Origin of the sequence: Shewanella sp. LZH-2, from assembly GCF_016859145.1 — a bacterium.
Lineage (GTDB): Bacteria > Pseudomonadota > Gammaproteobacteria > Enterobacterales > Shewanellaceae > Shewanella > Shewanella xiamenensis.
The window spans coordinates 2,871,946-2,892,644 of record NZ_CP069350.1; the positions used below are offsets into that span (position 1 = coordinate 2,871,946).

Genomic DNA, 20,699 nt, shown 5'->3' on the forward strand with positions numbered 1-20,699 from the left:
CTTTCTTGAATTTTGTTGGGACAAATTGGGAAGCCTATTATGAAGAACAGTCACAAAATGAAAAATCTACTGCCGGCATTTGTCATCACAATGGCAATGTCAGCAGTTATGTCTTTATGCATCACACCAAACGCTTACGCGTCGAAGTGGGATGAAAAAATGACCCCTGAGCAAGTCGAAGCGACCTTGGATAAGAAGTTTGCCGAAGGCAACTACTCCCCTAAAGGTGCAGACTCTTGCATCATGTGCCATAAAAAATCTGAAAAAGTGATGGACCTTTTCAAAGGTGTCCACGGCGCGATTGATTCGTCAAAAAGCCCCATGGCTGGCCTGCAATGTGAGGCGTGCCACGGCCCAATGGGTCAGCACAACAAAGGCGGCAACGAGCCGATGATCACTTTTGGTAAGCAATCAACCTTAAGTGCCGATAAGCAAAACAGCGTATGTATGAGCTGTCACCAAGACGATAAACGTATGTCTTGGAATGGCGGTCACCATGACAACGCCGATGTTGCTTGTGCTTCTTGTCACCAAGTACACGTAGCTAAAGATCCTGTGTTATCTAAAAACACTGAGATGGAAGTCTGTACTAGCTGCCACACTAAGCAAAAAGCGGATATGAATAAACGCTCAAGTCATCCACTCAAATGGGCCCAAATGACCTGTAGCGACTGCCACAATCCCCATGGGAGCATGACAGATTCCGATCTTAACAAGCCTAGTGTTAATGATACCTGTTATTCCTGTCATGCCGAGAAACGCGGCCCAAAACTTTGGGAGCATGCACCCGTCACTGAGAATTGTGTCACTTGCCACAATCCTCACGGTAGTGTGAATGATGCCATGCTGAAAACCCGCGCGCCGCAGCTGTGTCAGCAATGTCATGCTAGCGATGGCCACGCCAGCAATGCTTACTTAGGTAACACTGGTTTAGGTTCTAATGTCGGTGACAATGCCTTTACGGGTGGAAGAAGCTGCTTAAATTGCCATAGTCAGGTCCATGGTTCTAACCATCCATCTGGCAAGCTATTACAGCGCTAAGGAGACGAGAAAATGAAATTTAAACTCAATTTGATCACTCTAGCGTTATTAGCCAACACTGGCTTTGCCGTAGCCGCTGATGGTTATGGTCTTGCTAATGCCAATACTGATAAAGTGAAATTATCCGCATGGAGCTGCAAAGGTTGCGTGGTTGAAACAGGCACATCTGGCACTGTGGGTGTCGGTGTCGGTTATAACAGCGAAGAGGATATTCGCTCAGCCAATGCCTTTGGAACATCCAATGAAGTCGCGGGCAAATTTGATGCCGATTTAAGCTTTAAAGGTGAAAAAGGTTACCGTGCCAGTGTTGAAGCTTATCAACTCGGTATGGATGGCGGTCGTTTAGATGTGAATGCGGGCAAACAAGGCCAGTACAACGTCAATGTAAACTATCGCCAAATTGCAACCTACGACAGCAATAGCGCCCTATCGCCCTACGCGGGTATTGGTGGCAATAACCTGACGTTACCCGATAACTGGGTAACTGCTGGTTCAAGCAGCCAAATGCCATTGTTGATGGATAGCCTCAATGCCCTTGAATTATCACTTAAACGTGAACGCACGGGATTGGGATTTGAATATCAAGGCGAATCCCTGTGGAGCACCTATGTTAACTACATGCGTGAAGAAAAAACTGGCTTAAAACAAGCCTCTGGTAGCTTCTTCAACCAATCGATGATGTTAGCAGAGCCAGTGGATTACACTACTGACACCATTGAAGCGGGTGTCAAACTCAAGGGTGATCGTTGGTTCACAGCGCTCAGTTACAATGGGTCTATATTCAAAAACGAATACAACCAATTGGACTTTGATAGTGCATTCAATCCTACCTTTGGTGCCCAAACCCAAAGTACGTTGGCGCTTGATCCCGATAATCAGGCACACACAGTGTCATTGATGGGACAGTACAACGATGGCAGTAACGCCCTATCGGGTCGTATTCTTACTGGACAAATGAGCCAAGATCAGGCGTTAGTAACGGATAACTATCGTTATTCCAGCCAGCTAACAAGTGATGCGGTTGATGCAAAAGTCGATCTATTGGGCATGAACCTTAAAGTCGTCAGCAAAGTCAGCAAAGATCTTCGCTTGACAGGTAGTTACGATTATTACGACCGTGACAATAATACCCAAGTTGAAGAATGGACCCAGATCAGCATCAACAATGTCAACGGTAAGGTGGCTTATAACACGCCTTATGATAATCGTACGCAACGCTTTAAAGTCGCGGCAGATTATCGTATTACCCGCGATATTAAACTTGATGGTGGTTATGACTTCAAACGTGACCAACGTGATTATCAAGACCGTGAAACCACGGATGAAAATACCGTTTGGGCTCGTTTACGCGTCAATAGCTTCGATATGTGGGACATGTGGGTAAAAGGCAGTTACGGAAAACGTGACGGCTCACAATACCAAGCATCTGAATGGACTTCTTCTGAAACCAACAGCCTGTTACGTAAGTACAATCTGGCTGACCGTGACAGAACCCAAGTCGAAGCGCGCATCACCCATTCGCCGCTTGAAAGCCTGACCATCGATGTTGGTGCCCGTTACGCGTTGGATGATTATACCGATACTGTGATTGGCTTAACTGAGTCAAAAGACACCAGTTATGATGCCAATATCAGCTATATGATCACCGCTGACTTACTGGCAACCGCCTTCTACAACTATCAAACCATTGAGTCTGAACAAGCAGGTAGTAGCAATTACAGCACTCCAACCTGGACTGGCTTTATTGAAGACAAGGTCGATGTAGTTGGCGCAGGTATTAGCTACAACAATCTGCTAGAGAACAAGTTACGCCTCGGACTGGACTACACCTATTCCAACTCCGACAGTAACACTCAAGTCAGACAAGGTATCACTGGCGACTATGGCGATTATTTTGCCAAAGTACATAACATTAACTTATATGCTCAATATCAAGCCACCGAAAAACTCGCGCTGCGCTTCGATTACAAAGTTGAGAACTATAAGGACAATGACGCCGCAAATGATATCGCCGTTGATGGCATTTGGAACGTCGTAGGTTTTGGTACTAACAACCATGACTACACCGCACAAATGCTAATGCTGAGTATGAGCTACAAGCTCTAATCTGCGTTTATTGATGGTCAAAAGCCCGCTCTGCGGGCTTTTTTATGAGAGCGTGTTGACGTTTCGAGAGTAAATATTATTCGTTCCGGCAAGCTCGTGCTCGCGAAACTATACAAAAACTCACCGCACTTTTGTTACAACATCTCGCTATTCCAACCCACAAAATCTTGAATAAGATCAGAATCTGGGGCAAAACTCGCACTCAAAATAAGGTATTCCTTGAGTTTACAAGCACTTTAGCGGATGTTAATTCAGCCCGTTAATTTTCAGTGGATATCAGATGTCGTCCTTCACTTGTTCTTTTTGGCGTTTATCGCCTGTACCCGCCTTGATAGGTTTAAGTTTGTTCTCTACCCCGGCCATGGCATTTGATTCCAGCGGTGGCACAGCAAGCTTATTTATCATTGTCGGTCTGGGTGGATTTACCCTGATCAATAGCTTAATGCAAGGGCTGTTCTTTTTTGCGGGTCAGTATCGTAATCCCATCTTTGCCAAACGCCACGTACTAACCGCACTGATAGTACCATTGCTCGCTTTTACCTTTACCCTTTATGAACACCGCACTTGGAGCGACTTTGCACTCAATCTTGGGATGATCATTGTAGGCGTTGGGCTGATTTTATTGCCGCTGCAGTTACGCCAACTTCATCAGCCCAGCAATCAACATGCGGGCTGGCTACTGAGTCTTGGCGCCTTATTGATTCTCGGCATCAGTTATCTACTGCCGCCCTGCGCTCTATTTGCCATCATCTTGGCTCATATTGCTTTAGCCTCTCATGCCAAAACTCCCACTAAATCCTTGGGTGCTAAGCCATTGAGTTATCTTGTATTAGCCGCCTCATATGCACTCTTTGGTTATTGGCTCTATCATCTATTGAGCAAACTAGGGGCTTAACGATGACAACCGCCCCACACCCAAGTATCGAGCCCGCTTACTCAACCGAACTCAATTTACTGCTCAAGCAAATTCGCGCCTGCCAACTGTGTCAGGCCGAGCTTCCACTGCCAGCAAAACCTATCTTGCAAGCCAGTAGCCAAGCACGGATCTTAATTGCGGGCCAAGCCCCCGGTGTAAAAACTCACCACAAGGGCATTCCCTTCGATGATGCCAGTGGCGAGCGTCTGCGCACTTGGCTTAATGTCAGTAGAGAACAATTCTATGATCCCGCCCTGTTCGCCATAGTACCGATGGGGTTTTGTTTTCCGGGAACCATTGAACGAAACGGTAAAAAGCAAGGTGATAAGCCGCCGCGCCCAGAGTGCGCCACGACTTGGCATGAAAAGTTATTAGCCTTGATGCCACAGGTAGAGTTAGTGCTAGTCCTTGGCCAATATGCAATTGATTACCATCTGCCACGTGCTAAGGCTCGTCTTAGTACTGCATGCAGGGAGTTAACCTCACCGGACTTAACGTTATCGACACCATTGTCGCCCCCAAAAGTCACAGTAACCCAAGCGATTGAGCAATGGTCCTTGTATTGGCCTCAATTGATGGTCATGCCTCACCCTAGCCCTCGAAACAACCTTTGGCTAAAACAGCATCCCGAATTTGAACGAGTGCTTATACCTAAGATAAGATCACGTATCGCGGCATTATTAAATGCTTAATTGAAATAGGCACAGACCATGTATCTGCTCGATTCCGCCATAGCCAAAAAAATTGTCAGTCGTACGATGAAAATCATCGGACACAATATCAATGTGATGAATGGTCAGGGGGTGATTTTAGGATCAGGCGATCCCAAACGAATGGGTTCAGTCCACGAAGGCGCATTATTAGCCATAGCGCAAAATCGCAATGTGGAATTAAGCGAAGAAGTCGCCTCCGGTCTTCATGGCGTAAAACCAGGCATCAACTTACCTTTGCATTACCAAGGGCAAATTATTGGTGTGATTGGCATTACTGGCGACCCGGCAGAACTAACCCACTACGGCGAGCTGCTAAAAATGACCGCCGAGATGATTGTCGAGCAAGCCAATCAACAGGATAAATTGCAGTGGGAAAACCGCCAGCGTGAAGAATTTATTCTGCAACTTATCAAGGCACAAACCGATGACGATGAGCAATTGCATCGCTGGGCCAAGCAGCTCGATATTGATATCACGCTACCACGAGTGGCCGCCATTATTGAAGTCAGTGAAAAACAACCCTCCGCCATCTACAAAATGATATCGCAGGTAAACACATCAACAGATAACGAGCTAAGCGGTGATGAGCGCAATCCCAGAGTCAGCGAAACCCTCAAGCAAGTACTGCATCTACTGCAAAATCCCGACCGCGGCAACCTAATTGCCATGACCTCCATGTCACAGCTGGTGATCCTAAAACCCGCTTTTCTAGATGGAAAACAATGGGATCCCGAGCTTGAAAACCAACGTATTGATAAGTTATTGCAACGATTACCTGCGCAGATGGACTTAAATTTTAAAATTGCCTTGGGCCACTTTTTTCCCGTAAAAGGTGGGATTGCACGCTCCTATCAAACCGCGCAAGAAACGTTGAGCTTAGGTAAACAGCTCAACCCTGAAGGCACAAAATACCTATTTGAGGATTATTCCTTACAAGTGCTGCTCTCAGGACTCAAGCATGACTGGCGCGGCCAAGCGCTAGCAAGTCCCTATCAGCAACTAACACAGGCCGATAAAAATGGCCAATTACGTAAAACTTTAGCCGCCTACATCACCCACTTTGGTGATGCGCAGCAATGCGCCAATGCCCTGTTTATCCACCGAAATACCTTAAGATATCGTCTAGATAAAATTCAGCAATTAACCAAAACTGATATTCAATCCTTACACGGCTTATTAAGTCTGTATCTGGGACAACTGCTTGATACTTCTGCGAACCCAAAGTAGCGGCCTCTGTTTAACCAGACGCTCCTTTAGCCACCGAATTCAACGACTGAGTATTTAACTCTCATGGCTTAAGCAATCAATGGATATCGCAATCATGTCTCAAGCTAACCTCATTTACTGCACTATTACTACACTATTGAGTAAGCAATACATTCGGTGAAAGATTTATACCGTATCTCCTGTCCTATATTTCTGGATAACTCTCTCGCGTCGACATTTCGAACGCTCGTTACAATCCATTGAAGGAATCACAATGACCCTATTCAAGCTGACTTTACTCGCCCAAGCCTGCATCATCACAGGCTTAGCACTAACTTCACCCACATTAATCGCCGCCGAAAAAACCATTCCTGAGCTAGTTGATGCCGTCAATGGCACGCCGGATGCGGCGAGTCGCGAAGCCGGCAAAAAAGTGAAACTGCGTAATCACACTAAAGGATTTTGTACTTCGGGCTATTTTGCGCCCAACCCAGAGTTACAAGATTCACTATCAATTCCGTTCTTTAATCAAAGCCAAATTAAGGTTACTGCTCGTTTTTCCCTTGGTGGCACCAATCCTCAAATCTCCGACAAAACACCAGGGCGCTTTATGTCACTCAAAATTGAGGGCGATAAAGAAAACCTGAACTTTGTCACCACTAATGTGCCAGTGTTCTTTGCTAGTAATCTGGATGATTTTTTTACCTTTCAGACCAAAGTGAAACAAGGTGCCGAAGGTAAACAGTGGCTTATCGATAATAAGCCCGACGCCAAAGCTTTTTTCGACTATGTAAAACAACTGCCACCCAGCCCCAGCTTTGCCAATAGTCGCTACTTTGGCGTAAACAGCTTTTTGTTTACCGACAAGCAAAATAACAGCGTTGCGGGTAAATGGATTTTTGAACCCGTCGCCGGCACAGCAGCCCTTTCTGCCAGCGAACTGGCTAATCTGGATGATGATTTTTTAAAGGCAGAATTACTCCAGCGCATTAATACCCAGCCAGCACAATGGAACCTCTATATTCAACTGGCTGAATCGGGTGATGACATTAATAATCCAACGGTAATTTGGCCTGAGACTCGTAAGCGATTACTGGTCGGCCAAGTGGTGATTAACGGGGACCGCGATAGCGATCCCCAAGTGCAACAATGTGATAAAGGCATTTTTAACCCACTGTTATTACCTAAGGGCATTGCCCCCTCAGCCGATCCGATACTTAATGCTAGAACGGCGGCTTATGTTGAGTCTTTTATTCGTCGTCAATAACTCAAGATATTAAACGCTACACTTTTAAGGTTGGTAAACCGCAGGTTTACCAACCCCTCGCAACAATATTTCTGCTATTACATTCGAAGTCACACGCATTATTTTGTGCACACGCACAAAATAATGGCCTGTTTATACCGTAATTCCGTCAGTTTAACCAAAGCTATTCAATTCGCAGTATTCAATAATAGGCTGACCTTAAAGCAGCCTTTATTTGAACTTAGGATCAGATAACAGCCGCGCCCTACAAAAACAGCCAAAACCACTTAAGAACTTCAGCCAAGACTGAACGGGACAATCTATGAACTTAGTGCTCATCCTCATCGGCGTGATTGCATTTATTGTTATCGCGACCTCAAAATTTAAGCTCCATCCGTTTTTAACCTTAATTCTAGCCGCCTTTATTGGCGCCTTCGCCTATGGTTTACCGAGTGGCGATATTGCTAAAACCATCACCACTGGCTTTGGCAATATCCTCGGCTATATCGGTCTGGTGATCGTGCTCGGAACCATTATCGGCATCATCCTCGAAAAGAGTGGCGCCGCCATTACCATGGCAGATGTGGTGATTAAAGTGTTGGGTAAACGCTTCCCAACACTCACTATGTCGATTATCGGCTACTTAGTGTCGATTCCGGTGTTTTGTGACTCGGGATTTGTGATCTTAAACTCGCTTAAACAATCCATGGCGAACCGCATGAAGGTTTCGAGCGTGTCCATGAGCGTGGCGTTAGCGACAGGTCTTTATGCGACTCACACCTTTGTACCGCCCACACCTGGCCCTATCGCCGCGGCGGGTAACCTTGGCTTAGAGTCCAACTTAGGCCTAGTGATTGGTGTTGGTTTATTTGTTGCGGCCGTTGCCTCACTTGCAGGCATGCTATGGGCGAACCGCTTTGCAGGGGTTGAACCCGATGGCGAAGGCGCGGAAGAACTCAAAGCTCAAGCTGCTGATTTTGAAACCTTAAAACAAAGCTACGGCACACTCCCTAGCCCATTAAAGGCATTTGCACCGATTTTTGTGCCTATCCTATTAATTTGTTTAGGTTCTATCGCTAACTTCCCTTCTGCACCACTGGGCAAAGAAGGCCTATTCAGCCTATTAGTCTTCCTCGGCCAACCCGTTAACGCCCTGCTTATTGGTCTATTCCTGTCACTGCTGTTACTGAAAAGCGATAACAAGATTGCCGAGTTTAGCGAGCGCATTAGCCAAGGTTTAGTCGCCGCAGCACCGATTATTTTGATCACCGGTGCCGGTGGTGCCTTCGGCGCCGTGTTAAAAGCCACACCTATTGGTGACTTTTTAGGCAGCTCATTATCAGCACTCGGCGTTGGGATTTTCATGCCCTTTATCGTCGCCGCAGCATTAAAATCGGCTCAAGGTTCATCCACCGTTGCCTTAGTGGCAACCTCAGCCTTAGTCGCCCCAATGCTGGGCGATATCGGTCTTGGCAGCGAAATGGGCCGAGTGTTAACCGTAATGGCCATTGGTGCCGGCGCCATGACAGTCTCCCACGCTAACGACAGCTTCTTTTGGGTGGTGACTCAATTTAGCCGCATGAGCGTTAAACAAGCCTATAAAGCCCAAACTATGGCGACCCTTATCCAAGGTGTAACCTCCATGCTGGCCGTGTATGTACTAAGCTTAGTGCTGCTCTAAGCCGCTGTTATCTTGTCCTTGGGCGCAACCAAGCGCCCAAAAAGCTGTAGGATTTTGAATGAAGATAGTTATTGCCCCCGATTCCTTTAAAGAGAGCTTAAGCGCACTCGATGTGGCTAACGCAATCGAACAAGGCTTAACACAAGTGATCCCAGACTGTGAGATTGTCAAAATCCCCGTCGCCGATGGCGGCGAAGGCACAGTGCAATCTATGGTCGATGCCACTGGCGGCAGCATTGTCAATTTAGAGGTCATGGGGCCACTCGGCCATAAAGTCAAAGCCCATTACGGCATTTTAGGCCAGCAAGCCAAAGGCACGATTGCGGTGATTGAAATGGCCTCCGCCTCGGGTTTGCACCATGTACCAAGGGATCAGCGTAACCCGCTGATCACCACCAGTTATGGTACGGGCGAGCTGATTTGTGATGCGCTCAATCGCGGGATAAAACACATTATTTTAGGCTTAGGCGGCAGTGCAACCAACGATGGCGGCGCAGGTATGGCCCAAGCGCTGGATATTTTACTGCTGGATAAACAAGGTAAAACCCTAAGTGCGGGCGGCGCAGCGCTATCTCAGCTTGCCAATATCGATATGAGCAACGCCCATCCGCTACTGAAAGAATGTACCTTTGAAGTGGCCTGCGATGTCGATAATCCGCTGTGCGGTGAGCGTGGCGCTTCGGCCATCTTTGGCCCGCAAAAAGGCGCAACACCCGAGATGGTGAACATTTTAGACGCCGCACTGAGTCACTATGCCGATGTGATAGCCCAAAGTGGTGTAACCGATCACCGCAATCAAGCTGGCGCGGGCGCGGCAGGCGGAATGGGGCTTGGCGTGATGGCGTTTTTAGGCGCCGAGCTTAAACCCGGTGTCGAGATTGTGATGCAAACGGTGGGACTGGCAGACAAAATTCGCGGCGCAGATCTTGTCATCACGGGTGAAGGCCGAATCGATGGCCAGACCATATTTGGCAAGACCCCGATGGGTGTATTAAAGCAAGCGCAGCTGCAAAATATTCCGACCATTGGGATTGCGGGTTGCCTTGGCGACAATGCTAATGCGGTACTTGAGCAAGGTATGGCGGCGATTTTCCCCATCATTCCACATTTAAGTCCGCTGGACGATGTGCTAGCTAACGCCAAAACCAATCTAATCAATACCGCCCGTAATATTGGCGCCGTTTTGATGCTGGGCAAGCGTTAACTTTACCTTAGCGTACAGACAATGTTTAGATAACCAACAACACACACCCAAGGCGCTATTTATAGCGCCTTTGTTTATTCTATAACCCAAGCACAGACTTAGGCGGTGTTTTATTGCTTGATGCCTAAAAGGCCTTGCAGTAAAGTGAGCTCCCTTTTTGGTAATCCGTAAACGGGTTTAAGCGCCATGTATTTGGTTATACTCTTAATCACCTTTGCGGTTTCACTATAAGAATTAATAGACGGCAAGCCCCATGACCCAAAAACTCCCTCGCCAAGCCATCGCATCTGAAGAAAGTCTAATGCGGATTTTCACTGTGCCCGAAGATGCGGAATCCACCTTAAGCATTATCGAGCAGAAGCTTTCCGAGGACTTAGCCGGTTTTTTGGGTGACAGCATTGCCGCACTGGAAAAGCCGCTTTCCGAAATCGAAACCGATTTTCAAGCCTTTGAAATTCCAAGCCAGCCGCGTTTTGTCTCCGACTACACCGACGAAATCATGCAGAATCTGGTGGCGCATTCGGTGCATACGGCGGCGCCCAGTTTTATCGGCCATATGACCTCGGCACTGCCCTATTTCGTGTTGCCACTGTCGAAGATGATGGTGGGGCTGAATCAAAACTTAGTCAAAATCGAAACATCCAAAGCCTTTACGCCGCTTGAGCGCCAAGTGCTCGGCATGATGCACCATTTGATTTACGCTCAAGATAATGATTTTTATCGTAATTGGATGCACAGCGCCAACCATTCCCTCGGCGCATTTTGCTCTGGCGGCACAGTGGCTAACATCACCGCCCTGTGGATTGCCCGCAACCAATTACTCAAGGCCGATGGCGACTTTAAAGGCGTGACCCGCGAAGGCTTAATCAAGGCGCTGCGTCATTATGGCTTCGATGATTTAGCGATTCTGGTCTCCGAGCGCGGCCACTACTCCTTAGGTAAGGCCGTCGATCTGCTCGGTATCGGTCGCGACAATATCATCAGCATCCCAACCGATGGCAATAACAAAGTCGACGTTGCCAAAATGCGCGAAGTTGCAGCCGAACTAGCCAATAAACGCATTAAAGTCATGGCGATTGTTGGGGTAGCAGGCACCACCGAGACGGGCAATATCGACCCACTGCGGGAACTTGCGGCATTAGCAAGTGAGCTAAACTGCCACTTCCATGTGGATGCGGCTTGGGGCGGCGCAAGCTTATTATCCAATAAATACCGTCACTTGCTCGATGGTATTGAACTCGCAGATTCAGTCACGATCGATGCCCATAAGCAAATGTATGTCCCCATGGGCGCGGGCATGGTGTTATTTAAAAATCCTGAGTTTGCCCATGCGATTGCCCACCACGCCGAATATATTCTGCGCCGAGGCTCTAAGGATTTAGGCAGCCAAACGCTCGAAGGCTCACGCCCCGGCATGGCGATGTTAGTGCACGCCTGTTTGCAGATTATTGGCCGCGATGGTTACGAAATCCTGATCAATAACAGCCTTGAAAAAGCCCGTTATTTTGCCGAGCAAATCGACGCACACCCTGACTTTGAGCTGGTCACCGCGCCTGAGCTGTGCCTGCTCACCTATCGTTATGTACCCGCGGAAGTGCAGGCAGCCATGCAAGTGGCGATAGACCAAGGCGATAGGACCAAACTCGCTCGCTTTAATGAGCTGCTCGATGGCCTGACCCAATTTATTCAAAAACACCAACGCGAACAGGGTAAATCCTTTGTCTCGCGCACCCGCATTCAACCCGCGCGCTACTTCAGACTACCCACTGTGGTGTTTCGCGTCGTATTAGCTAATCCCTTGACTAGCCATGAGATCCTTAATCAAGTGCTTATCGAGCAAGGCGAAATTGCCGCATTGGATAAAGAGTTCTTACCTGCGCTATTAGCTATGGTCAATGAATAGCGAGTGATTTAGTGTAAGCGTTAAATCTATTTAAAAACAGAATGTTAATCACAAACAGCCGCAAATATTTGTGGCTGTTTTTGTTTGCAGAGCTGGGATGAAAGAAGGTTAGGTTGAAAATATAAGGCTTTATCCAAGCACTTCTGATCTCGTTGCGGATACGCCGAATTCCATTGCTTCCGTGACACGCCGTGAAGCCATCCATGGCGGCTCTGCGATGATATCCATATCATCGAAGGTCACGTCAGCAATCGAATTAACCTGACACAGAATTATGAACAGCCTCTTAGTGAAAACTCGCCTATGTTAGGGCTAAACAATGAAGAGTTCTTTAACGATAGTGCTTTTCACTCGCAGGATACATTAAGAGGTAAACGTTTTAAGTGCTTGATATAGTTCTAATGGTTTATTAGTTCCAACCACAATTGAAACGCCTGAACGGAAGTCAATTTTAACACCTTCGAAACCGGATATATTATATATTGCTCCTTCAGATGAAATTCGCATACCCCAACCACAATACCATTTATTTTTTACCATAGACACATTGGCAACATCTGAAAGATCAAATCTCTTTTTAAATAAACCAATTCCGTAGCTTAGCGTAAGCTTTTTATCTTCGATACTCACCCTCAACTTAAAGGTCATCAATAGTATGATACTCAATATTACTATTAAAATAATAAAATCGTTTTCACCTTTAAAGTCTTGCAGAAAAATTTTATTGACTATAAAAACAGACAGCAATACAACGAAATAAATTATAATAAAAGGGTATCCAATTTGATTATTTAAGTAATGCATCAACAATTCTCCTTTATGGCAAATTAATCTTGGCTATATTTTTAGATACGAAATCCTTAGCTAGGTATTAAAAATTTAGCCAACCATTTTATCTCATACCATAATGCACTTTCAGTTTACCTACAACCCGTATGGCATAAATTGCTTTAACCAAAGTCATAAAAAACACAAGGAGGTAATAAATCCAGCTATACATTTTAAATCAAAGACATAAAAAAGCTCCAAGTCATTAAAAATAGTATATTTCAAACGTGCAACTCCCAATACAACAAATGGCCAGCGTGGAAGATGAAGGTAGCCTCACTCTTTTTCCTACTATTTTCCAGTCGATGACGATTAGGTTCATATGCTCAAATAGCGAATACGCCAAATTCAGCAGCTTGCGTGACACGCCGTAAAGCCATCCATGGCGGCTCTCGAATACATCCATATTATTGAAGGTCATGCCCGTAATAGAATTCGCCTAAACAAATTACGGCTTAATCTGTTGTATATTGAGGACAAATACTATGATAACAGTGCTGCATTGTTCACCACTTCCCATAGGAATTATGCAGTAAAAGAGTAACTATGGGAGGATATTAAGGAGTAGGATTTCTCCCCTTGAGAGGGCGCGGCATACAAACCTCTTATTCAATGTTTAACCAAGGTATAGCCGGAGGTTCACTGCCACGCTATTAAAGTTGGGAGTCAATATTTTCACCCAATTTTTTAGTTTATATATCTCCGTTTGTATGTCATTAATGGTTACTTAACTCATTTTTAATTTTCTGTAATCCGACCAACGCTCTCTTAATGACTCAATTAGAGATAGTGCTATGAAGAAAAACACCAAGCACCAAATATTCGGCTCGTAATTAACACCTAATCCATTTACGGGATAAATTAATGGCTCGTTCGTTCTCGCAAGATCAACGGCATAAATCCATAAAGCTCCTTCACTACTTTGGCTAAAAACACCATTATACCTCTTGGTATAATAGATTACTTTTTCGGGAAAACGTAACTCATTTAATGCTCTAGATAAATTTTTGCACTTTTGCCAACCACTAAACCATACCTCTCGTTCAGGAAAGGATGTATACAAAATAATACTATCCGCCCCTGAAATTTTATTTTTACATTCAATCGAGTAAAGAATACTTTCTACTTTTACAAGTTCAGATTCATTAACACCGCTAACAAAGTATCTAAAGTGCCAAGTCAGATAGAATAAAGATATAATTAATATTAGTTGCAAAGAAATTGGTAACTGCTTCAACCAGCTCATTAATTTAGATTTTTTCGGTACCGTGGGAATAATTTTCACTGTTTATCCTTTTTCACAGAAAATCGAGCAACCCTTTTCAAAAAATAACATAATGTGCTTTCAACTTACGTTCAAGCAATTAGTTATTAAGTTAGCTCTAAGAAAAAATTTAACAAGCACCCATTGTTAAATTCTTGGCATATCCTAATTGTGAGTAACAGACCATCTGCCATACCAACGGCTTAACGGCATTAGGCTGTGGGATGAAGCCCCATGACCACTCTGTTGGTTTTTACACCACGACAGAGTAATCTAACCAAATCAACAATGGGGTGTTCTATGGACAGAAAATCATTATTGCTAGTTACACTTATCCTGCCTTTTTCGGCCAATGCCGCCGTATACCAATGTGCCGATGGAAAATATCAGGCCGATCCCTGTGATGAAAATAGCCAACCCGTAGATCTCAGCGGCGTCGGTAGCGTGGTTAAAGGCCCTGATATTGCCCATGCAAACGCTGTTACTCACTCGGATAAAAAACAAGAAATTAGCGATTTTATTGATAAACAACGCATTAGCCGTGAAATCACTAAACTAGAAAACGACCGAAAACTCATTATCGACCAAAGGGATAAACGTATTGTTGAACTGAGAAACGATAGAAGTTACGCCAATAACAATCTTGCCGGAGCGACTTGGGAGCAAAGCTTAGCGCAAGAAATGTCGGCAGTGGCGCAGCAAGCAGATACACAGGTTGCGTCTATCGATAGGCAGATAGAACAATTACGACTCAAGTTAAAGTAGAACAAACACAGCCACTCACGCTTCCCATGACAAATAGATAAGAACCAATACAAGGAATGACGATGTATTTTATTGCGGCTTTTGGCCTATTAATGCTGTTATTCAGCCTTGTGATGGTCATCAGGCCTGCGGCGTTCGCTAACGGTATCATTGCATTTAGCGAGCAGCCCTACTTCCATATTGTTGAAGTCGTCAGCCGAATTATTGCGGGTATGATTTTTATCCAATATTACGCCGATACCCGATTTCCACAGATCTTTTTGGCGATAGGCATTGTCTTACTCTGTGTGGGAATCGGCTTGGCATGCACGCCGCCAAGTCAGCATCGCAAATTTGCCCGATGGTCAGCCCAAGCGTTTAAAAATCAATTCCGCTTAATCGGTGTTGTTTCCGTCCCGCTGTCTTTGCTGCTGATTTATGCTGCTGGCATCGCCTAAAACTCAGTGACAATCCACCCAACTTTCACGACTTTAGCAACCAAGTGTAAAAGCGCAAGATTCGGGTCGAGTAGTATGCCTTAACCCTTCACTATGTCTCTATCGGCGCATATTGGCCGAGGCAATCAATGGAGACATATCTATGGCAGTGTTACAGGGAAAGGTCGCAATCATTACTGGGGCAAGTTCGGGGATTGGCTATGCCACCGCAAAACGCTTTGCCCGTGAAGGCGCAAAACTGGTGCTGGGCGCGCGCCGCGGCGCCATATTGGCCTCATTGGTGGATGAGATAATCACCCAAGGCGGTGAAGCGGTTTATCTGGCGGGCGATGTAACCGACGAAGTGTATGCCAGTGATTTAGTGGCACTTGCCGTTGAGCAGTATGGTGGATTGGATATCGCCTTTAACAATGCTGGCATTAATGGCGAATTAGGTGTGGATTCGGATGCACTTAGCCGAGCCGAATGGGAAAACACCCTAACAACCAACCTTACCAGTGCATTTTTAGCGGCAAAATATCAATTACCACAAATGCTTAAACGTGGTGCAGGGTCGATTATTTTTACATCTTCCTTTGTTGGCTATACCATAGGTTTTCCGCAAACGGCGGCCTATGCGGCAAGTAAAGCGGGGATGATTGGCTTAACCCAAGCCTTGGCCGTTGAGTACGGCGCGCGCGGGATTAGGGTCAATGCGCTCTTGCCAGGCGGCACAGATACGCCAATGGGACGGGAGTTTGCCAATACCCCAGAGGCCATGGCCTTTGTGAAGAACCTCCATGCCCTCAAGCGCCTCGCAGATCCCGCGGAAATCGCCCAATCGGCGCTATATCTAGCCTCCGATGCGGCCAGTTTTACCACAGGGATCGCCTTATTGGTCGATGGTGGTGTGTCCATCTGTAAAACCTAGGGAATGGATAACGATGACCCAAGATTACGAGCGAATTGCACGTGCCATTGACTTTATTCGTCAGCATGTGGGTCATCAACCCTCACTGGCAGAGATTGCGGCGCACGTCCATTTAAGTGAATTCCATTTCCAGCGGCTCTTTAGTCGCTGGGCGGGGATCACTCCCAAACGTTATTTGCAGGCCTTAACCCTAGAGCGGGCAAAACAATTATTGCAGCAGCCGTCCCACTCGACCTTAAGTGCCAGTTATGAGTTAGGCCTGAGCAGTGGCTCGCGTCTATACGATCATTTTGTGCAACTTGAGGCGGTCACGCCCTTCGAATATCGACAAAAAGGCTTAGGGATCAGCATTGCCTATGGCTATCATCCTACGCCCTTCGGTTTAGCCTTTATCGCCCAAACAGCCCGGGGCATTTGCCAGTTTGATTTTGTCGATATGCTGCAAATTCAATTGCCATTAGAACGTTTAAAGCAGAGCTGGAGTCAGGCCACCATTTATGAGGACACAGCGCAAACAGCAAGCTTAATTGATCACCTCTTTAGCCAGTACTTTGCTGACACGAGTGCCAAAAAGCTTAGTTCAATAGCATCCAGCACTCAGGCTATTCACCAAGGTGAGCCTTCCCCGCTCTCACTCTGGGTAAAAGGCACCAATTTTCAGCTTAATGTGTGGCGCGCCCTACTGAATTTACCTAAGGGAGAGGTCGCCTCCTACGGTGATATTGCCAAGGCCATTGGTAAGCCTAAGGCCTCACGCGCGGTCGGTTCGGCGATTGGCGCTAATCCGGTGGCATTACTTATCCCCTGCCATCGGGTGCTACGCCAAACTGGTGAACTTGGCGGTTATCGCTGGGGTGAAACCCGTAAACATGTCATATTGGCAAGGGAAGCGGCCTATAGTGAGTAAAACCATTAAACAGAGGTTTGACAGGCTTTCATGCTCTTAACTGAATTCTTAGCTATTAAATAATAAGGGAGGCAAACATGCCGACGCATTCCCCATCCCAACAGGGACCTAACCCGAATGACAAATCCCCCTTAAAAGGATTTCCTCAGGTGGGTTTTCTGAAGAACTTCATTAGCCGCGACAACATTATCGTCGGCGATTACACCTATTATGACGACCCGGCAGGGCCTGAGCGCTTCGAGTCTAACGTGCTTTATCACTTTGACTTTATTGGCGATAAACTGATTATTGGTAAATTTTGTGCCATTGCAAGGGACGTTAAGTTCATCATGAATGGCGCCAATCATTCAGTGTCTGGCTTTTCCACTTATCCCTTTTATATCTTCGGTAATGGCTGGGAGAAGGCAACACCTAAGCCAGAAGACTTTCCTTTTAAGGGCGATACCTGTGTCGGTCACGATGTTTGGATTGGTTATAACACCACAATCATGCCTGGGGTGAAGATTGGCCATGGCGCGATTATCGCGAGCCAATCTGTCGTCACAAAAGATGTACCGCCCTATGCTGTTGTGGGTGGTAATCCTGCCACCATTATTAAGCTAAGATTCGAGCAAACTGTGATAGATAAGCTCGTTGCTATTGCGTGGTGGGATTGGCCGATTGAGAAAATCACTCAGCACTTAAGTGCTATCGCTGGCGCAGAACTCACTAAGTTGCAGCTGGCAGATTAAGCAAGCGACACCCACAAAACGAGTTCCAAGTGAAAAGGTGAAACCTTTGTCAATATCAAAGGAATGACTGTTGGCAGTATCGCTAGCGCTTAACTCCCGTAAACCCAATGATAAACAAGTAATCATTAATCATCCTGATTAGGATATTGGGCTAAAAAATGGACGCAAAATGATGCGTCCATTTGCAGTAATTTTAGGCGATTAATTACGTTTAATTGGGGTCAAACCTTTATTACGACTCTCAATAGCATCGTCTAAGTCAAAGCCTGAATCGCGCCAATTTTTAGCTTCTTCTGGGGCAAATTTCTGTGCTCCCCACGCCATCGCATCCTTTAGATTAAATCCAGCCTTGTTCCAGTCAGACGCTTGCGCGGCATCAAATCCACTAAGATGCCACTTTTGAGCAACTTCAGAACTAAAACCTGCCGACTTCCAAGCAGATATTTCATCGGCGGACATTCCAGACCAATCTTTAGGCATAGAACTACAAGCAAACAACACCAAACACATCAATAAGCTAGAACTAATTTTCAACATAGCGCCTCCGCAGCGTTTTTCATTAATACGACTTACGATTACTGTTTAACCATCTTCATTAGCGATTGCCAATGATTGTAGTAACAACGATTCCTCCCTAAATATCGCTATCGATATCCCAACAGACACGACCTGATTCACTGTTATTTAAGAGGATCGATTGGTTGCTCACCGACACATCACTGCAAATGCAGCGTCGAGGAGCTCAACAACTGTCTCGACATCTTACGTATCATTTCCTCTAGCAACTACTTCATAGTGCAAATCAGTGAAAATACAACAGAAATTAGCATAATGATGCTCCAACAAAACAGCAATAGCTAGCAATGAGGATAAAGAAAAATTTTTATCTACTATACAGTTAACAGTATTAATCTGGTTACAGAATCCAATCCTCTTTAAAGAAAGTAAACCATCAATAGCACACACAGATCAGCTAACAACCATTTAACTTTTTTGACAATAAAAAACTTAATATTCCCATTAAATATGAGATTAATGGTACTTCTCACATAACGCCGAAAAATCACTACTTGGTTCGAGCAAAAAGTCCTTACCAACAATTGATGTCATTTCTGCTTCAGTAGTGAGTGGGTTATTAATTTTAAAAACTCGTCTATGATTAATATTACTTTTTAATAAAAAATCGCAATGCCGCTGATAAAACAATTCATCAAACTTTCCATTAGCAATAACTCGTTTAAGCCCCTCTTGAATCCTTGATGCTAAGCGAGGTTGATCAGGTGCAACATAATAATAAGTTGCAAGGGGTATATGCAGCAAAATATGGTTATCTACCACTAAATCGGGATAGCGAGACTTAAATAGCTCAACTTCTTTAAATGCTTCATTAATGCCTCGTCCAAAAGTCACAAACCTCCCCATAGATAACATATTAAACAAATTATCATATTGAATACTTTCAATAACGTTAAATCCAGCATTTTGCATGGCAGCTTTACTTGACCATTGGCTACCAGAACCGGTATCTAACGCCATTAACTGCGCCAATGTATTTATATTGGCCATAATGGATAAATTTTGTTTCTTGATAATAAATACTCTAAAACCCTGAATACCTTTACGGATTGGGATTTTTATTGGAATTAACTGTTCATCCCACTGAGAATTAGATGCTTCAGCAATAACGTTGACTGTTTTACCTTCTAATAATCCTCTAAAAATCCGATTGCGGCTCATAATGTCATCAGATATTTGTATCGATGCGACACCAAAATCATTGTTAGTTGCTTCAATAATCAATGTCAAAAGATCATAGGTATATTGATATCGATGGTCATTCTCTGACTCGGGAGGATTCATCTTAAAAGTATCGACAGCATGAGAGTTTGGAATACAGGCCAATATTCCAATACAAAAAAACCAATTTAACAGACTAACACGCTGAAATATCAACATATATGCTCATTACGCTATATTAAAGCTACCCATTTGGTTAAATTTTAGCAGAAAGAATAGCTCCGGCAGATATTCCCTAAGCCACATTTACATATTTTGTGAGTCAAAACCAGCAAGTAGGTTCGCCTAAGCCGTACCGAGCCATCCATTTATACAATATTGCATGCCAAAAAAGCCAATTTGGCGGTTAATGTCGTTCTCTATCAATACGCATTTCTCACAACTGGTTATTGCATGGTACACATAATACGAAATGCTGGATCAGCTAAGAGTTCTTTTACGCCATTGATCATAAATTGCATTCCCATGCTAATCAGCAAAAAACCCATAATACGAGTTAAAGCATCAATACCAGTTTTCCCCATAAAGCGGCAAACTGGCTGCGCCATTCTTAGCACTATCCAACTGGTAAGACTAATTAATGCAAACGCAGCCACCATCCCCGCATAAATGTGCATTCTTTCATAATCTGTTGGTAAATCCGAAATTTGAGCAGCACCACTGATCACTAACGCCATTGTCCCTGGGCCACACATACTTGGAATCGTTAATGGGACAAACGCTATACTGTCCTCACTGGGCAACTGGTTATCTGATGTGGGCGCAGGAAATAACATTCTGAACCCTATCACACCTATAATTAATCCCCCCGCTAACCTTAAGCCTGGAATGGATATACCAAAAGTATTTAAGATTGAAGAACCAATAAAAAAGGTAATGCATAAGGTCAGAAACAGCCAAATCGCAGCAAGGTTAACCTGACGTTTGATAAACGCTGGGGTCTGATCTTTTGTGAGCCCAAGTAATAATGTGGCTGTGGTTGGGGGATTGACCATAGGTAAGAGCGCAGTGAAAGCAAGTAATGTCACCTGAAAAAACATAGCA

Annotated in this window: 19 protein-coding genes; 14 read left to right on the plus strand and 5 right to left on the minus strand. The window is 45.1% G+C overall.

Going from position 1 to position 20,699, the window contains the following annotated elements:
* Positions 1-39: 39 nt before the first annotated feature.
* The 9 genes from mtrA to panP all read left to right on the plus strand — a co-directional run bounded on the left by mtrA (position 40) and on the right by panP (position 12,016).
* Positions 40-1,041: a decaheme c-type cytochrome MtrA gene (mtrA, locus tag JM642_RS12755; protein WP_037417148.1), complete on the plus strand. Its 1,002-nt coding sequence runs from the start codon at positions 40-42 to the stop codon at positions 1,039-1,041.
* Between the two features lie 12 nt (positions 1,042-1,053).
* Positions 1,054-3,147, plus strand: coding sequence for an MtrB/PioB family decaheme-associated outer membrane protein (locus JM642_RS12760; RefSeq protein ID WP_203431908.1), 2,094 nt, complete (start codon positions 1,054-1,056; stop codon positions 3,145-3,147).
* Between the two features lie 280 nt (positions 3,148-3,427).
* Positions 3,428-4,042 carry a hypothetical protein gene (locus tag JM642_RS12765; RefSeq protein WP_037417143.1) on the plus strand — a complete coding sequence of 205 codons (615 nt, stop codon included), beginning with the start codon at positions 3,428-3,430 and terminating at the stop codon, positions 4,040-4,042.
* Positions 4,043-4,044: 2 nt separating this feature from the next.
* Positions 4,045-4,755, plus strand: coding sequence for a uracil-DNA glycosylase family protein (locus JM642_RS12770; RefSeq protein WP_203431909.1), 711 nt, complete (start codon positions 4,045-4,047; stop codon positions 4,753-4,755).
* 18 nt (positions 4,756-4,773) lie between these two features.
* Complete coding sequence (locus tag JM642_RS12775; RefSeq protein WP_037417139.1) at positions 4,774-6,003, plus strand: sugar diacid recognition domain-containing protein; 1,230 nt, start codon at positions 4,774-4,776, stop codon at positions 6,001-6,003.
* A 253-nt stretch (positions 6,004-6,256) separates the two neighbouring features.
* Positions 6,257-7,249, plus strand: a complete 993-nt coding sequence (locus tag JM642_RS12780) for a catalase family peroxidase (protein WP_203431910.1) — start codon at positions 6,257-6,259, stop codon at positions 7,247-7,249.
* Between the two features lie 301 nt (positions 7,250-7,550).
* Positions 7,551-8,909 carry a GntP family permease gene (locus JM642_RS12785; RefSeq protein WP_169546628.1) on the plus strand — a complete coding sequence of 453 codons (1,359 nt, stop codon included), beginning with the start codon at positions 7,551-7,553 and terminating at the stop codon, positions 8,907-8,909.
* A 58-nt stretch (positions 8,910-8,967) separates the two neighbouring features.
* Positions 8,968-10,113, plus strand: coding sequence for a glycerate kinase (locus JM642_RS12790; RefSeq protein ID WP_144345825.1), 1,146 nt, complete (start codon positions 8,968-8,970; stop codon positions 10,111-10,113).
* A 253-nt stretch (positions 10,114-10,366) separates the two neighbouring features.
* Complete coding sequence (panP, locus tag JM642_RS12795; RefSeq protein WP_203431911.1) at positions 10,367-12,016, plus strand: pyridoxal-dependent aspartate 1-decarboxylase PanP; 1,650 nt, start codon at positions 10,367-10,369, stop codon at positions 12,014-12,016.
* A gap of 363 nt (positions 12,017-12,379) precedes the next feature.
* Here panP and JM642_RS12800 read toward each other — a convergent pair whose 3' ends face one another.
* Entirely contained in the window at positions 12,380-12,820 is a 441-nt protein-coding gene (locus JM642_RS12800) for a hypothetical protein (protein WP_037417125.1), read from the minus strand.
* A 751-nt stretch (positions 12,821-13,571) separates the two neighbouring features.
* A complete protein-coding gene (locus JM642_RS12805) occupies positions 13,572-14,129 on the minus strand; it encodes a hypothetical protein (RefSeq protein WP_203431912.1) in 558 nt (185 codons plus the stop codon).
* A 279-nt stretch (positions 14,130-14,408) separates the two neighbouring features.
* On the opposite strand from JM642_RS12805, the gene JM642_RS12810 reads away from it, so the two are divergent.
* From JM642_RS12810 to JM642_RS12830, 5 genes are all read left to right on the plus strand, one after another.
* On the plus strand, positions 14,409-14,873 hold the full coding sequence (locus JM642_RS12810; protein ID WP_023267497.1) for a hypothetical protein: 465 nt from the start codon (positions 14,409-14,411) through the stop codon (positions 14,871-14,873).
* A gap of 62 nt (positions 14,874-14,935) precedes the next feature.
* Entirely contained in the window at positions 14,936-15,310 is a 375-nt protein-coding gene (locus JM642_RS12815) for a hypothetical protein (RefSeq protein WP_088585779.1), read from the plus strand.
* Between the two features lie 142 nt (positions 15,311-15,452).
* Positions 15,453-16,220: an SDR family oxidoreductase gene (locus JM642_RS12820; RefSeq protein WP_037427895.1), complete on the plus strand. Its 768-nt coding sequence runs from the start codon at positions 15,453-15,455 to the stop codon at positions 16,218-16,220.
* A 13-nt stretch (positions 16,221-16,233) separates the two neighbouring features.
* Positions 16,234-17,127 (plus strand): methylated-DNA--[protein]-cysteine S-methyltransferase, encoded by an 894-nt coding sequence (locus tag JM642_RS12825; RefSeq protein WP_203431913.1) that lies wholly within the window; start codon positions 16,234-16,236, stop codon positions 17,125-17,127.
* Positions 17,128-17,204: 77 nt separating this feature from the next.
* Positions 17,205-17,858 carry a Vat family streptogramin A O-acetyltransferase gene (locus JM642_RS12830; RefSeq protein ID WP_069454660.1) on the plus strand — a complete coding sequence of 218 codons (654 nt, stop codon included), beginning with the start codon at positions 17,205-17,207 and terminating at the stop codon, positions 17,856-17,858.
* Between the two features lie 201 nt (positions 17,859-18,059).
* On the opposite strand, the gene JM642_RS12835 is transcribed toward JM642_RS12830, so the two are convergent.
* The 3 genes from JM642_RS12835 to JM642_RS12845 all read right to left on the minus strand — a co-directional run bounded on the left by JM642_RS12835 (position 18,060) and on the right by JM642_RS12845 (position 20,695).
* Positions 18,060-18,395 carry a hypothetical protein gene (locus JM642_RS12835; RefSeq protein WP_037417103.1) on the minus strand — a complete coding sequence of 112 codons (336 nt, stop codon included), beginning with the start codon at positions 18,393-18,395 and terminating at the stop codon, positions 18,060-18,062.
* A 495-nt stretch (positions 18,396-18,890) separates the two neighbouring features.
* Positions 18,891-19,814, minus strand: coding sequence for a hypothetical protein (locus tag JM642_RS12840; RefSeq protein WP_239000441.1), 924 nt, complete (start codon positions 19,812-19,814; stop codon positions 18,891-18,893).
* Positions 19,815-20,041: 227 nt separating this feature from the next.
* Positions 20,042-20,695 carry a MarC family NAAT transporter gene (locus JM642_RS12845; protein WP_203431914.1) on the minus strand — a complete coding sequence of 218 codons (654 nt, stop codon included), beginning with the start codon at positions 20,693-20,695 and terminating at the stop codon, positions 20,042-20,044.
* Between the last annotated feature and the right edge of the window lie 4 nt (positions 20,696-20,699).